The following is a 14,068-nucleotide window of genomic DNA, read 5'->3' on the forward strand; positions in this document are numbered from 1 at the left end:
ATATCCGCTCATTTCGACGACTCCCCCGTCTCTGCCCCCGAAACCGGGCCGGTGAGCTTGCCGTCGAGGACCGTGGGACGGCCGCGCAGGAACGTGGCGACCACCCGGCCGGGCAGGACCATCCCGGCGTACGGGGTGTTCCTGCTCTTGGACGCCATCTCCCCCGGGTCCACCGGGCGGCTGACCGACGGGTCGTAGAGCGTGAGGCTCGCCGGGGCGCCGACGCGGAGCGGCTGGCCCGGGCTCTCCGAGTGCCCGTCCAGCCGGCCGATCACCGCCGGGCGGTAGGCCATCCGGTCCGCCACCCCCGCCCAGTCGAGCAGGCCGGTGTCGACCATGGCGTGCTGCACCACCGAGAGCGCGGTCTCCAGGCCGATCATGCCCATCGCCGCGGCCGCCCACTCGGTCTCCTTGTCCTCCACCGGGTGCGGGGCGTGGTCGGTGGCGACCGCGTCGATCGTGCCGTCGGCCAGCGCCTCCCGCAGGGCCCGGACGTCGTCGGCGGTGCGCAGCGGCGGGTTCACCTTGTAGATCGGGTCGTAGGAGGCGGCGAGCTCGTCGGTGAGGATCAGGTGGTGTGGGGTCACCTCGCAGGTCACCTGCCATCCCTTGGACTTGGCCCACCGGACGATCTCCACCGATCCGGCGGTCGAGACATGGCAGACGTGCAGCCGGGAGCCGACGTGCGCGGCCAGCAGGCAGTCCCTGGCGATGATCGCCTCCTCGGCGACCGCGGGCCAGCCCGCCAGCCCGAGCTCCGCCGACATGCGGCCCTCGTTGAGCTGGGCCCCCTCGGTCAGCCTCGGCTCCTGGGCGTGCTGGGCCACCACGCCGTCGAAGGCCTTCACGTACTCCAGCGCCCGGCGCATGAGCACGGCGTCCGAGACGCACCTGCCGTCGTCGGAGAAGACCCGGACGCCGGCCGCGGAGTCGGCCATCGCCCCGAGCTCGGCCAGATGCGTCCCGTTCAGGCCCACGGTGACCGCGCCGACCGGCTGGACGTCGCAGTGCCCCGCCTGCCGGCCGAGCCGCCACACCTGCTCCACCACGCCGGCCGTGTCGGCGACCGGGGAGGTGTTGGCCATCGCGTGGACCACGGTGTACCCGCCCAGCGCCGCGGCGGCCGTACCGGAGGCGACCGTCTCGGCGTCCTCGCGGCCCGGCTCGCGCAGGTGCGTGTGCAGGTCCACCAGGCCGGGAAGCGCGATCAGATTCGCCGCGTCGACCACCTCGGCGCCGGGGGAACCGGCCAGACCCGAGCCGATCCCGGCGATCCGGCCGTCCTTGAGAAGAATGTCCTGCGGCTCACCGCCGAGGATCCGCGCACCCTTGATCAGGATTTCGCCGGAGCTCCGCCCGGCGCCTGCCTCACTCACTCGGTTTCCTTCCCGATCGCGGGCTCGGAGCCCCCGAGCAGCAGATACAGAACGGCCATACGTACGGTCACCCCGTTGGCGACCTGTTCCACGATCGTGGAGCGGGCGGAGTCGGCCACCTCCGCCGCGATCTCCATGCCCCGGATCATCGGGCCGGGATGCATGACGATCGCGTCCTGCGGCATCCGGGCGAGCCGCTCCCGGTCCAGGCCGTAGCGGCGGCTGTACTCCCGCTCGGTGGGGAAGTAGGCGGCGTTCATCCGCTCCCGCTGGACGCGCAGCATCATCACCACGTCGGTCTTGGGCAGCACCTCGTCGAAGTCGTAGGAGACCTCGCAGGGCCAGGAGTCCACCGCCACCGGGAGCAGTGTCGGCGGGGCCACCAGGGTGACCTTGGCGCCGAGCGTGGAAAGCAGCAACACGTTGGAGCGGGCGACCCTGCTGTGCAGGATGTCCCCCACGATCGTCACGCAGCGGCCCTCCAGGGAGCCCAGGCGCCGCCGCATGGTGAACGCGTCGAGCAGGGCCTGGGTGGGGTGCTCGTGGGTGCCGTCGCCGGCGTTGACCACACTGCCCCGCACCCAGTTGGAGAGACGGTGCGGGGCACCGGAGGCGCTGTGCCGGATGACCACCGCGTCGGCGCCCATCGCCTCCAGGGTGAGCGCGGTGTCCTTGAGCGACTCGCCCTTGGAGACACTGGACCCCTTGGCGGAGAAGTTGATCACATCGGCGGAGAGGCGCTTGGCCGCCGCCTCGAACGAGATCCGGGTCCTGGTGGAGTCCTCGAAGAAGAGGTTGACGACCGTCCGGCCCCGCAGGGTGGGGAGCTTCTTGATCGACCGTTCGGAGACCCGGGCGAGCTCGTCGGCCGTGTCCAGGATGAGGAGCGCGTCCTCTCGGGTGAGATCCGCGGCCGAGATCAGGTGACGTCTCACCCGCCACCTCCCTTGATCAAGAGCACGGCGTCCCTTCCGTCGATCTCCTCGGCGAAGACCTTGACGGTCTCCGACCGGGAGGTGGGCAGGTTCTTGCCGACGTAGTCGGCGCGGATGGGCAGCTCCCGATGGCCCCGGTCGACCAGCACCGCGAGCTGGACCGCGCGGGGTCGTCCCACGTCGTTCAGCGCGTCGAGCGCGGCGCGCACGGTGCGGCCGGAGTAGAGCACGTCGTCCACGAGCACGACGATCCGGTCGTCGACGCCGTCCCCCGGGAGTTCGGTACGGCCGAGGGCCCGGGCGGGCTTGAGGCGGAGGTCGTCGCGGTACATCGTCACGTCGAGCGTGCCCACCCGCGGGGTGAGCCCCTCCACCTGTTCGATCTTCTCGGCGAGCCTGCGGGCGAGCACGGCGCCACGCGTGGGGATCCCGAGCAGGAGGATGTCCTTGCCGCCCTTGGTGCGTTCCAAGATCTCATGGGCGATACGGGTCAGCGCCCGCCCGATGTCGGGAGCCTCCAAGACGGCTCGCTCGACCTGATTCCGGGCAACATCCATCACATCACCACCTTTCCCGCCTCACAGGACGGGTCTTAAAGGTTGTCGGTCGCTTAACGCTACCAGCCCGTCGCCCTCACGTATGCCGCGACCTGGGCCGACACTGCTCATCTCATGCTTTACGAGGATTTGACGGACATGCCTAACCGGCTGTAGTGGGAGGACCAGTACAAGGGTGGACTGGACATGATTCGCCATCATTTTTCCAATCAGCTTGACCTTGGGCGTCCACCGCTTTACCGTCACTGTCCGTAACCACACCTTGCGACGATCCCGGGTAAACCCAGACGGCCACTCACCGATGGTGCCTAGAGTGAAGAAGTACGACACTTGAGGTATGGGCCGACTGCCGGATTCGTGGCCTCTGGTGAGGAGACACACAATTCGATTGAGACAACACGCCTTGAAAGCCGGGGGGCCATAACCATGCCGTCTGAGTATGCAAAGTCGCTGGGTGGACGACTCCGTGCCATCCGTACCCAGCAGGGCCTCTCCTTGCATGGAGTCGAGGAGAAGTCCCGCGGCCGCTGGAAGGCCGTGGTCGTCGGATCGTATGAACGCGGGGATCGCGCGGTCACCGTGCAGAAGCTCGCCGAGCTCGCCGATTTCTACGGAGTGCCGGTATCGGAGCTGCTGCCCGGCGGAGCGTCCCCGAGTCCGCTTGGTCCGACACCCAAGCTCGTCATCGACCTGGAGAGACTCGCAGCACTGCCGAAGGAGAAGGCCGGTCCGCTCGCCCGCTACGCGGCCACGATTCAGAGCCAGCGGGGCGACTACAACGGCAAGGTGCTCTCCATCCGCCAGGAGGACCTTCGTTCACTTGCCGTGATCTATGACAAGTCCCCCACGGAGCTCACCGAAGAGCTCATCAGCTGGGGAGTCCTGGACGCCGAGGCCCGCCGGGCCGTCGAATCGTTCTGATCGTCACCTGATTCGCCGGGCGTCCGCCCGCCACCTCAAGGCCCTCTCGGGCAGCGAACTGCCCGAGGGGTCCACCCGTCCCGGATCGCGAGGGGTCCGGCTCGGGGCCGATGACGCGGACACCCGGCGAAGCCGTACCGGCCGTGGAATCCGGCCGGAGTCGTCCGGCACGGCGGCGTCCCGGCATGCCCGGGCGTCCTGTCGTCCGGGCGGCGGCGGGGACACCCGCCACCGTGCGGTTCAGCCGGCCAGCGGGATCGTCATGGGGAGCGAGGGCTGGCCGCAGACGCCCAGCACGCCCTCCACCGCGGTGACGAAGGCGTCCGCCTCCCGCAGCAGCTCCGCCGCGTCCTCACCGCTCACCGTGCGGATCGCGCCCGCCTCGATCGAGGCCCGTTTGAGCGCGCTCGCCGCGAAGTAGGTCGCCCACTCGCGCAACTCCGGTGCGGCGCCGGGAAGCTGCTCCCAGGCGCTCCTCAGTTTTCGCCTGCCCGCCCCCACCGGCGCGGCCCGCGCCGCCAGCAGCGCCGCCGCTCCCTTGAGCGCGGCCAGATGCGCCGCCAGATAACGGTCCGCGGGGGTACGCGCAACGGCCGCGTCGGCCAGCAGCGCGCGGGCGTCGGTAAGCATGATCGGCACATTGGGGGACACTCGTGGCCGTCCCGGTCCGTGGGACCGGCCGTTCACGTCATGAGCCATGTGGCAGCCTCCCTGGTTATGGCCTGCACCTTGACTCAGTCACACGGGCGGCACTGACATTTCCCGTGGAATCCGGTGTCCGGCGGCACCGGACGAGGAGCTTCCCCTCTCCCCGCCCGGCCGCAGGACCGTGCTTTTCAGGCCCACTTCCCCGGCGCGGACCGCGAGCTCCGCGCAACTGGATCGAACATAGATTCGATCACATGATCAAGTCAAGGTGACCACGAACAAGGGTTCGATGTCGAAGGTAAAAGAATGGCCCCGTCCTGCCGGACGGGGCCATTCGAACGCGTCACCTCAGGCGCGCGCCGTGCGCCGTACATGCACCGGCACGCCCGTGCCGAGCAGCTTCGGCAGCTCCTCGGCCACGTGCATCGGGAGGCGCACGCAGCCGTGGGAGGCCGGATAGAGCGGGACGGAGAGCGCGCCGTGGAAGGCGATCCCTCCGTTGAAGAAGATCGGGTTGTAGAGCTCACCCAGGTAGGACTTGTGCCAGCCCGACCGGCGCCAGGTGGTCTTGAAGTTCCCCGGCGGAGTCTTCGAGTCACCCCGGAAGATCCGCTCCTGCCCCTGCCAGACCGTCTTCTCGGTGTACGGGACGCCGCTGCCCGAGGAGACGTGACTGATCAGGATGACCTCACCCCCCTTGTACAGGAAGAGCAGCTGACGGGTGAGGTCCACCTCGGCCCGATCCGGCTTCCCCCGCGGAACCAGCGGCTTGGGCGCCACCGGCTCCTCCAGTGCCTGCCAGGTCTTGGACGCCACGGTGCTCGACGGCTTGATGCCCTGCACCTTCTGGAACGCCCAGACCGCGGTCATGGTGGCACCGCCGTACCGACCGTCGATCTTGCCCGGCTCGTAGCCGAGCTCCTTCAGCCGCGTCTGGAGCTGCTTGACCGCGGCACCCTTGGCGCCCAGCTTCAACTTCACCTGCGGAGCGGTGAAGGGCGCGGGTTCGGTGAATGTAACGTACGACCTGACACTCGAGGTGACCTCGGCCGAGGCCACCCCACTTGATACCCCGAGTCCCGCAAAGAACACGGCTGCGGCCGCAGCCGCCGCCAACCGCCGACCAATCGGCACCTGCACAACCCCCTAGAAGCCTTACGTATAACTCAAATCAGACTAACTAGGGACCTATAAACGTACGTGCTGATATATCAGGGCGTCACCGCACCGTAATCAACCGTAATCAACCGCCGTCTACCGGCCCCAAGCCTCAAGAGTGAGCGAAATGCCTGAAAAGCCACCTGCAACTGACTTGCACCCCAGCGTGCTGCGCGTCGCCGAAGCCCTCCGCGCCGCCGGCGTCACCGGGGAGATCGTTCACCTGCCGGTGCCCACACCCACGGCGGAAAGCGCCGCGAACCAGGTCGGCTGCGAGGTCGGCGCCATCGCCAACAGCCTCATCTTCAACGCCGACGGCGAGCCGCTCCTCGTCCTCACCAGCGGGGCGCACCGCGTGGACACCGCCCACATCGCCCGCCTCGTCGGCGCGGCGAAGGTCAAGCGGGCCGACCCCGACTTCGTCCGCGCCGCCACCGGCCAGGTGATCGGCGGGGTCGCCCCGGTGGGACACCCGCAGCCGATCCGCACGCTCGTGGACAACTGGCTGGGCAAGCACGAGCAGGTGTGGGCCGCCGGAGGGCATGTGCACACCGTGTTCCCGACCACGTTCGAGGAACTCCTCGGAATCACGGGGGGCACCGCGGTCGAGGTGGCCTGACCCGACGGAGCGCCGGCGGGGTCGGATAGGGTCCGAAGCGTGATCGGGATGCGGCGTATCGGTGCGGACGGGTTCGTCGGCGCCCTGGACACGATCCTCACGGTCTACGCCGCGGCCATGAACCCGCCGGCCGACCAGCTGCCGGGACGGCTCGGCATCATGCGCGGGCACGCGACGTACCCGGACTTCGAGTGCCGGCTGGCGATCGCCGAGGAGCCCGGGCCGCTCCCCGGCACCGTCCAGGAGTGCCTCGTCGGCTTCGCCTACGGATTTCACGGGACCTTCGGGCAGTGGTGGCACGAGGTCGTGCACACCGCGATGACCGAGCGGACCACCGAGCAGACGCGGGAGCGGTGGCTGGGCAACGCCTGCGAGATCGCCGAGGTGCACGTGTTCCCCACCTACCAGGGGCGCGGGGTGGGGCGCCGGCTCGTCCTCGGCCTGTGCGAAGGGCGGCCCGAGAGCACCGCGGTGCTCTCCACCCACGACAAGGATTCGGCGGCGCGGCACCTCTACCGCAAGCTGGGCTTCGGCGACCTGATCACCGGCTTCCGCTTCCCCGGCGGCAGCGAACCCTACGCCATCATGGGCGCGGCCCTGCCCCTCACCGACCCCGGCCCACGACACCCCTGACACCGGCACCGCCCGTACCCGCGGATCCCGAACAGTGGTCCGGCCGCGGCGGAAGCCGCCCAAACCGCGCGGCAGCCGTACCGGACGGGAGCGGTCAGGCCCTGGGTGAGCCGGTCGCCGACGGCGATGCGGGCACCCTCGGCGCCGGGGACGCCCGCATCGCTTCGCGCGCTACGCCGGAGACCGGACGGCCGAGCCCGCCGCCGCCCGCTCCCGCGTGACGCGCCGGCGCCGGGCCGGCAGCCCGAACGTCGGGTTGGCGACGCCCCAGGCGGCGCCCTTGCAGATCAGCTCCTTGTAGACGGCGGCGAGCCGTCCGGTCAGGACCGCCGGCACGGCGCGGTCGTCGGCGGTGACGTACTGGATCAATCCCTCCTTGCGCCCCAGGGAGATGCACTGGTTGAAGTAGCGGATCGGCGCGTTCGGGAGCTTCCCGCCGGTCAGGCGCGCCGCGATCGCGTCGGCGGCCTGCCACGCGGTCGGCGTCCCCGAGGCGCAGGACATCCGCAGCGGCTTGTCCCCGGGGCCGATCACCATGGCCGCGTCGCCGACGGCGTACACGTCCGGGTGCGAGACCGAGCGCATGGTCGCGTCGACCACGATCTGGCCGGTACCGGTGACCTCCAGGGCGGTCGCCCGCGCGATCGGGTGGACCGCGAAGCCCGTGGTCCACACGGTGACCGCGGCCGGGATGGTCATGCCGTCGGCGGTTCGGACCCGGTCGGCTTCGACGCCGGTGACGGCGGCGTGCTCGTGCACGGTGATCCGGAGCCTGCCGAAGACCTTCCGCAGGTGCTCGCGGCCCTTGGGCGAAAGCCGGTCGCCGAGGCCCTCGCGGGCGGCGAGGGCGACGTCGAGGTCCGGCCGGGCCTCGGCGATCTCGGTCGCGGCCTCCAGGCCGGTGAGTCCGCCGCCGACGACGACCACGGTCCGCCCGGCGTCGAGGCGGGCCAGGCGCTCGCGCAGCCGGAGTGCCCCGGGGCGGCCGGCGATCTCATAGGCGTGCTCGGCGGTCCCGGGGACGCCTTGGGCGTTCCAGCCGCTGCCGAGGGCGTAGACGAGCGTGTCGTAGGCGAGTTCGCCGGCGCCGTTCCCGTCGGCGACGGCGACGGTCTTGCGGCCGACGTCGACACCGGTGACCTGCGTGAGCCTCAGCTCGACGCCGGTGCCCGCGAACATCTCGCGCAGCGGCCGGGGCTTGAGATCCTGGCCGGCCACCACCTGGTGCATGCGGACGCGTTCCACGAAGTCGGGCTCGGCGTTGACGAGGGTGACGGCGACGTCCTCGCGGCGGAGCCGCCTGGCGAGGCGACCGGCGGCGAAGGCTCCGGTGTATCCGGCTCCGAGGACGATGACGCGGTGCTGCATTGCCTTCCTCCTATCGTGTACGGGCTCGCCACTTGAACCGGATGGTCCGCCGTTTCCTGACAGGAACGCGGTGTGAAGCGCCTCACACAGCGATCAGAAGGCGTTGAACAGGGGCTCCCCGTGGGCGGTGATCGCCCAGCGCTCGGTCGCGCGTTCGAGCTTGTCGGGGTTGACCTGGCTGCGGAACGCGGCGATGCCCTCGGCGACGACCTCCAGGCAGACGACACCGACGACCCGGCCGTCCACGACGGCCACCACCGCGGGATCGCCGTTGGCGGTCCAGGCGTAGATCTCGGGCTCGCCGCCGACCAGGGCGCGCTTGGCCTTGCCGGGTTTGAGCAGGCCCCACAGGAACCTCGCGACCGCGGCGGCGCCCTCGAACGCCGTGGCGCGGGACGGGATCTTCCCGCCGCCGTCGCCGATCGCGACGGCGTCCTCGGTGAGCAGGCGCACGAGCGGCTCGATCCGGCCGCCGACGGCGGCCGCCAGGAACTCCTCGACGATCCGCCGGGCGGCGGCCTCGTCGATCTCGGTCCGGACCTTGCCGCCGGCGACGTGCTTCTTGGCACGGTGGAAGATCTGCTGGCTGGCGGCCTCGGTGATGTCGAGGATCTCGGCGATATCCCGGTGCGGGTAGTCGAATGCCTCCCGCAGCACGTATACCGCCCGCTCGCCCGGGGAGAGGCGCTCCATGAGGGTGAGGACCGCGTACGAGACCGATTCGCGCTGTTCGGCGGTGTCGGCCGGGCCGAGCATCGGGTCCCCGTCGAGCAACGGCTCGGGAAGCCATTGGCCCACATAGGTCTCGCGGCGCGCCCGCGCGGAGGCGAGCTGGTTGAGGCACAGGTTGGTGAGGACCTTCGTCAGCCAGGCCTCGGGGACCTCGACGCGGTCGACGTCGGCGGCCTGCCAGCGCAGGAACGTCTCCTGCACGGCGTCCTCGGCCTCCCCGGCGGAGCCGAGGAGCCGGTAGGCGACGGCCTCGAGGCGCGGCCGGAACGCCTCGAACCGGTCGACGTGGTCCGCGCTCAAGGACATGGCCCGATCCCGCTAGGCGCTGATGGGGGCGGCTCGGCCCGCGGCCGTCCAGGGCTCAAGCCGCTCGTAGACCTCACGGGTCGCGCTCGACTTGTTGAAGGTGATGAAGTGGATTCCGGGCGCGCCCTCCTCAAGCAGGCGGCGGCAGAGCTCCGCCGCGTGCTCGACGCCGAGCCGGCGCACCGCCGCCGGATCGTGCGCGACCGCCTCGAACCGGGCGGCCACCTCAGGCGGGAAGGGGGCGCCGGAGAGCTGCTCGGAGCGCGCGATCGTGCTGATCTGGGTGACCGGCATGATGCCCGGGATGATCGGCACGTCACCCCCTCGGGCCGTGACCCGGTCCCGGAGCCGGAGGTAGTCCTCCGCCTGGAAGAACATCTGGGTGATCGCGTAGTCGGCACCGGCCCGGCACTTGCGGACGAAGTACTCGGTGTCCTCCTCGATCGTGGCCGACCGGGGATGCTTGTACGGGAAGGCCGCGACCCCGACGCAGAAGTCACCCGACTGGCGGATGAGCCGGACCAGGTCCTCGGCGTAGAGCACCCCCTCCGGGTGCCGGACCCACTCCCCCATCGGGTCGCCCGGCGGGTCGCCGCGCACCGCGAGGATGTTGCGCACGCCCGCCCCGGCGAAACGCCCGATCAGATGACGGAGCTCGCGCACCGAGTGGTTGACCGCGGTGAAATGCGCCACCGGGGTGAGCGTCGTCTCCAGCGCGATCCGCTCGACCAGGCCGACCGTGCGGTCCCGGGTCCCGCCGCCCGCGCCGTACGTCACCGAGACGAACGTCGGACGCAGCCCCTCCAGCTCGCGGACCGCCCGCCACAGCAGCCGCTCCCCCTCGTCGGTCTTCGGCGGGAAGAACTCGAAGGAGAACGACCGGCCGCCTCCCGCCAACAGTTCACGGATGGTGGGAACGCGGTCCGGAAAGACGGAGGAACGACCCAGAGACATGCGGACAAGGCTACCGGTCCCGCGGAGTGAAGGACCTGTCAACCGTGGGTCCGGCGGCTCAGCAGCGCCGGGGCGACCACCCCGCGAGCTTCACCGGCGACGGCCACTAGGCTCAAGTCATGACCGTTCCCGGCCCTTTGGAGCTCATTCGCGCCGACGTCGACGAGGCTCTGCGCGCCTTCGTCGACCGCAGGCGCCCGAGCGTCGCCGGGCCCGACCTGCGACCCCTGCTGGACTCCGCGAACACCCTGCTCTCCGGCGGCAAGCGGCTCCGTCCCGCGTTCTGCTACTGGGGCTGGCGCGGCGCGGGCGGCGAGCACCGGCCGGAGATCGTCGTCGCGGCGGCCGCGCTCGAACTCCTCCAGGGCAGCGCCCTCGTCCACGACGACGTCATGGACGCCAGCGACACCCGGCGCGGCATGCCGTCGGCGCACCGGGGGTTCGAGTCGCTGCACACCCAGTCGGGCTGGGAGGGGGCCGCCGACCGCTTCGGCGTCGGCGCGGCCATAATCCTGGGCGACCTGCTCCTGGTCTGGGCGGACGAGATGTGGCAGTCGAGCGGGCTGTCGGCGCAGGCGCTCGCGGCGGGACGCCCGGTCTACGACCTCATGCGGACCGAACTCATGTGCGGCCAGTACCTCGACCTGCTGGAGCAGGCGCGCGGCCGGGCCACCTTCGAGAGCGCCTACCGGGTCGCCCTCTACAAGAGCGGCAAGTACTCGGTGGAGCGACCTCTGCACCTCGGGCTCGCCATGGCCGGCGGCGACCCCGCCTGGGTGGAGCGCCTGTGCGCGGAGTACGGCCAGCGGCTGGGCGTCGCCTTCCAGCTCCGCGACGACATCCTCGGCGTGTACGGCGACCCGGCCGAGACCGGCAAGCCCGCCGGGGACGACCTGCGCGAGGGAAAGCGGACCATGCTGGTCACCCGCACTCTGGAGTCGGCCACTCCCGCTCAGCGGGAAGTCGTACGGCGCCTGCTGGGTGACCCCGGCCTCGACGACGACGGGGTGGCCGAGCTGCGCCAGATCATCGTCGAGAGCGGCGCCCTCCTCGACTGCGAAGGCATGATCAAGCAGTACGGCGACGAGGCCGTCACCGCCCTCGCCCAGGCCCCGCTCACCGCCGAGTCCCGCGAAGCCCTCACCGCCCTCGCCGAAGCCGCCATCACCCGCCGCGCCTGACGGATCGGTCAGAGGAAGTTGTTGCCGGCCACGGGGTGGGTGGGGTAGACGACGTTGCAGCGGCCGGTGACGGAGACGGCCGGGGACCAGTCGTTGCCGGAGAGGTCGTTGCCGACGACCGTGCTGTGGTTCGCCACGGTCGCCGGGGAGACCACGCTGACGCCGTTCCTGGTGGTGCCGCCGCCCTTGCGGATCTTGTTCGCGCTGACCAGGCAGCGGACGACGCCCTCGCCGAGCCTGATCCCGGCGGAGGCGGCGGCGGTGATGTGGTTGCCGACCACCGAGGAGTCGGCCGACTCCGTCAGGAAGACGCCGTGGTTGGCCGCGGTGGTGTCCACGACGTTGCCCTGGACCAGGACGCCGGGCTGCTTGGTGACGTTGACTCCGTTGGAGGCCGAGTTCCGCACCGTGTTCCCGCTGATCACGGTGGCGTCGCCGAGTTCGGTGTAGATCCCCGACTGGCCGGCGCCCTTGACGTCGTTGCCGACGACGGCGGCACCCGTGCAGCCGGACAGCCAGACGCCGGCGAAGCCCGCCCCGGTGCCGTTCACGGTGTTCCCGGTGATCCGGACCCCGAAGACGGCCGCCTGGGCGGCACCCGCCACGACGATCCCCTGCCTGCCGGTCTTGCCGACCACGTTCCCCGAGATCACGACGGAGTCCGGGGTGAGCCGCGGGGACCCGGCCGGCACGTCCACCGCGATGCCGCGCCCGGCGGCACCGGTGACGAGGTTGCCGGAGATGACCGCCCGGCGCCAGCCGTACCCGCGGATCCCGTCGTCGAGGGCGCCGTCCACCGTGCACCCGATGACCCGGATGTCCTCGTAGTAGGCCTCGGGCGCCACCGTGTGCGAGCCGACCAGCTTGCCGAAGGGCCCAAGCGTCGCCGACGGGCCGGAGTGGCAGCCGTGGATGAGGATGTTCCGGCACGGGGTGCCGTCGAACGCGCCGATCGTGCTGGAGCCGGAGACCGTGACGTCAAGCTGGATCGCCTCGGAGAACCGGCGCCTGCCGCCGGTGCTCGCGTCCCGGAACCCCTCGAACCTGCAGTCGGCCACCGTGCCGCCGTCGACCGCGTTGAACTCGACGCCGTGGGCGGAGCAGACGTCGCGCACGGTGACGTCCCGGACGGTGACGTCGGTGCAGTGGATGAAGGAGAGGGTGTTGTACCGCGCGTCGGCGGGGGCGTCGGCGGCGGCCGAGTCCCAGATCCCGCCGAGTACGGCGATGTGGCTGTTGCCCCCGTGGCGGGGGAAGGCGTCGCCGGAGGCGAAGTTGCGCAGCAGCGGCCCTCCCGCCCGGATCAGATGGGCGCCGTAGGCGGAGATCACGGTGTTCGAGCGGACCACGAGGTTGGTTCTGAGCCGGTAGGTGCCGGGCGGGATGACCACGACCCCGCGCCCGGCCGCGGCGGCGGCGTCCAGGGCCCGCTGGATCGGCGCGGCGTCGTCGCCCGCCCCGTCGCCGGAGGCGGTGAACTCGGCCACGTTGAAGATCGTCCCATCGAGCCGGGGAGTGGGGGTGCCCTGCACCGGGGAGCCTTTCGGTCTACGCCGATGTGCGCGGCTCCGACGGCCGAACACGTCCGGACATGGTGACATGTCCGGACTCGCGGAAACAATTACTCCCACCCATTCATCACGCTATTTCCCGCAGTGTCCAAATCGGCGGGAAATAGCGTGACAAAGGCTAACCAGTCAGGCGGCGACGGAACTCCGCCGCCGCGGCTCCGGGGTCCTCGGCCTCGGTGACGGCCCGGACGACGACCACCCGGCGTACGCCGTACGCGAGCACCTCGTCCAGGTTTGTCAGGTCGATCCCTCCGATGCCGAACCACGGACGCGAGGTCTCCAGCGACGCCGCGTGCTTGAGCAGTCCGGGCCCGGGCGCGGGGCGCCCGGGTTTGGTGGGGGTGGGCCAGACCGGGCCGACACAGAAGTAGTCGACCCCGTCCTGCTCGGCCGCCGAGGAGACCTCCGCGGCGGTGTGCGTCGAACGCCCGATGAGGATGTCCGGACCGAGCAGATCCCTGGCCACGGGGACGGGGAGGTCGTCCTGGCCGAGGTGGAGGATGTCGGGGCGCGCCGCGTAGGCGACGTCGGCCCGGTCGTTCACCGCGAGCAGCGCGCCGTGCCGGTCGCACGCGTCGCGGAAGACCTCCAGGCAGGCGAGCTCCTGCTTGGCCTCCAGTCCCTTCTCCCGGAGTTGCACAATGTCCACACCACCGGCGAGCGCGGAGTCGAGGAACTCCGGAAGATCACCCTGCCGGGAGCGGGAATCCGTACAAAGGTAGAGGTATCGGTCAGAAAGCGAGGGCCTGGGCACGCCGCTTGACCTCGGTATGCCGGCCTTCGACCAGGGCCTGCACCGGAGAACCGGGCAGTGAGTCGTCCTCGGTGAAAAGCCACCGCAGGGACTCGGCCTCGTCGTAGCCGGAGTCGGCCAGAACCGTCAGCGTGCTGGAAAGCGCCTTGAGTACCTGACCGTCGTCGGAGATGAAGATCGCAGGAACGGCTATTTCCCTGCCCCCGCGGTGAACCCCGAGGATTCTGCGATCCTTCAACAGCTGCTTGGCTCGCGCCAGATTGATCCCGAGCCGGGTTGCCACCTCGGAGAGCGGAAGCCACTCTCCCACGAGTTGATCTGTCCCTCGGTCTAACTGCGCAACAGAAAGCGTCAC

The 14,068-nt window shown here is 70.6% G+C and carries 15 protein-coding genes; 4 read left to right on the forward strand and 11 right to left on the reverse strand.

Annotation, left to right across the window (positions count from 1 at the left end; translation table 11 throughout):
• Nucleotides 1–8: 8 nt before the first annotated feature.
• The 3 genes from RUR_RS05335 to pyrR are packed head-to-tail and all read right to left on the reverse strand — an operon-like array spanning nt 9 to nt 2,868.
• Complete coding sequence (locus RUR_RS05335) at nt 9–1,376, reverse strand: dihydroorotase (protein WP_283133725.1); 1,368 nt, start codon at nt 1,374–1,376, stop codon at nt 9–11.
• Nucleotides 1,373–2,311, reverse strand: coding sequence for an aspartate carbamoyltransferase catalytic subunit (locus tag RUR_RS05340; RefSeq protein WP_283133726.1), 939 nt, complete (start codon nt 2,309–2,311; stop codon nt 1,373–1,375). Before RUR_RS05340 ends, RUR_RS05335 begins: the two co-directional genes overlap by 4 nt.
• On the reverse strand, nt 2,308–2,868 hold the full coding sequence (pyrR, locus tag RUR_RS05345; protein ID WP_283133727.1) for a bifunctional pyr operon transcriptional regulator/uracil phosphoribosyltransferase PyrR: 561 nt from the start codon (nt 2,866–2,868) through the stop codon (nt 2,308–2,310). The genes RUR_RS05340 and pyrR overlap by 4 nt, the downstream gene beginning before the upstream one ends.
• Nucleotides 2,869–3,294: 426 nt before the next feature.
• Here pyrR and bldD point away from each other — a divergent pair, with 426 nt between their 5' ends.
• Nucleotides 3,295–3,789 (forward strand): transcriptional regulator BldD, encoded by a 495-nt coding sequence (gene bldD / locus RUR_RS05350; RefSeq protein WP_283133728.1) that lies wholly within the window; start codon nt 3,295–3,297, stop codon nt 3,787–3,789.
• Nucleotides 3,790–4,029: 240 nt separating this feature from the next.
• Here the strand turns inward: bldD and RUR_RS05355 are convergent, their stop codons facing one another.
• The gene (locus tag RUR_RS05355) at nt 4,030–4,419 is read right to left on the reverse strand and encodes an SAV_6107 family HEPN domain-containing protein (protein WP_283133729.1); all 390 of its coding nucleotides are present in this window, start codon (nt 4,417–4,419) and stop codon (nt 4,030–4,032) included.
• Between the two features lie 366 nt (nt 4,420–4,785).
• Nucleotides 4,786–5,418, reverse strand: coding sequence for a L,D-transpeptidase family protein (locus RUR_RS05360; protein WP_283133730.1), 633 nt, complete (start codon nt 5,416–5,418; stop codon nt 4,786–4,788).
• A gap of 304 nt (nt 5,419–5,722) precedes the next feature.
• On the opposite strand from RUR_RS05360, the gene RUR_RS05365 reads away from it, so the two are divergent.
• Nucleotides 5,723–6,214: a YbaK/EbsC family protein gene (locus RUR_RS05365; RefSeq protein WP_283133731.1), complete on the forward strand. Its 492-nt coding sequence runs from the start codon at nt 5,723–5,725 to the stop codon at nt 6,212–6,214.
• Between the two features lie 48 nt (nt 6,215–6,262).
• Nucleotides 6,263–6,847, forward strand: coding sequence for a GNAT family N-acetyltransferase (locus RUR_RS05370; RefSeq protein WP_283133732.1), 585 nt, complete (start codon nt 6,263–6,265; stop codon nt 6,845–6,847).
• A gap of 171 nt (nt 6,848–7,018) precedes the next feature.
• Here the strand turns inward: RUR_RS05370 and RUR_RS05375 are convergent, their stop codons facing one another.
• The 3 genes from RUR_RS05375 to metF form a co-directional block, all read right to left on the reverse strand.
• On the reverse strand, nt 7,019–8,215 hold the full coding sequence (locus RUR_RS05375; RefSeq protein WP_283133733.1) for an NAD(P)/FAD-dependent oxidoreductase: 1,197 nt from the start codon (nt 8,213–8,215) through the stop codon (nt 7,019–7,021).
• Nucleotides 8,216–8,308: 93 nt separating this feature from the next.
• Nucleotides 8,309–9,253, reverse strand: a complete 945-nt coding sequence (gene sigJ, locus RUR_RS05380) for an RNA polymerase sigma factor SigJ (RefSeq protein WP_283133734.1) — start codon at nt 9,251–9,253, stop codon at nt 8,309–8,311.
• A 12-nt stretch (nt 9,254–9,265) separates the two neighbouring features.
• Nucleotides 9,266–10,207, reverse strand: coding sequence for a methylenetetrahydrofolate reductase [NAD(P)H] (metF, locus tag RUR_RS05385; protein ID WP_283133735.1), 942 nt, complete (start codon nt 10,205–10,207; stop codon nt 9,266–9,268).
• 119 nt (nt 10,208–10,326) lie between these two features.
• Between metF and RUR_RS05390 the strand changes: the two genes are divergently transcribed.
• Nucleotides 10,327–11,388: a polyprenyl synthetase family protein gene (locus RUR_RS05390; protein ID WP_283133736.1), complete on the forward strand. Its 1,062-nt coding sequence runs from the start codon at nt 10,327–10,329 to the stop codon at nt 11,386–11,388.
• 8 nt (nt 11,389–11,396) lie between these two features.
• Here RUR_RS05390 and RUR_RS05395 read toward each other — a convergent pair whose 3' ends face one another.
• The 3 genes from RUR_RS05395 to RUR_RS05405 form a co-directional block, all read right to left on the reverse strand.
• Nucleotides 11,397–12,920, reverse strand: coding sequence for a right-handed parallel beta-helix repeat-containing protein (locus tag RUR_RS05395; protein WP_283133737.1), 1,524 nt, complete (start codon nt 12,918–12,920; stop codon nt 11,397–11,399).
• A gap of 157 nt (nt 12,921–13,077) precedes the next feature.
• Nucleotides 13,078–13,713: a thiamine phosphate synthase gene (gene thiE / locus RUR_RS05400; protein WP_283133738.1), complete on the reverse strand. Its 636-nt coding sequence runs from the start codon at nt 13,711–13,713 to the stop codon at nt 13,078–13,080.
• Nucleotides 13,691–14,023 (reverse strand): Rv2175c family DNA-binding protein, encoded by a 333-nt coding sequence (locus RUR_RS05405; RefSeq protein ID WP_283133739.1) that lies wholly within the window; start codon nt 14,021–14,023, stop codon nt 13,691–13,693. Before RUR_RS05405 ends, thiE begins: the two co-directional genes overlap by 23 nt.
• Between the last annotated feature and the right edge of the window lie 45 nt (nt 14,024–14,068).

This window comes from Rhizohabitans arisaemae (genome assembly GCF_025996515.1).
Classification (GTDB): domain Bacteria; phylum Actinomycetota; class Actinomycetes; order Streptosporangiales; family Streptosporangiaceae; genus Rhizohabitans; species Rhizohabitans arisaemae.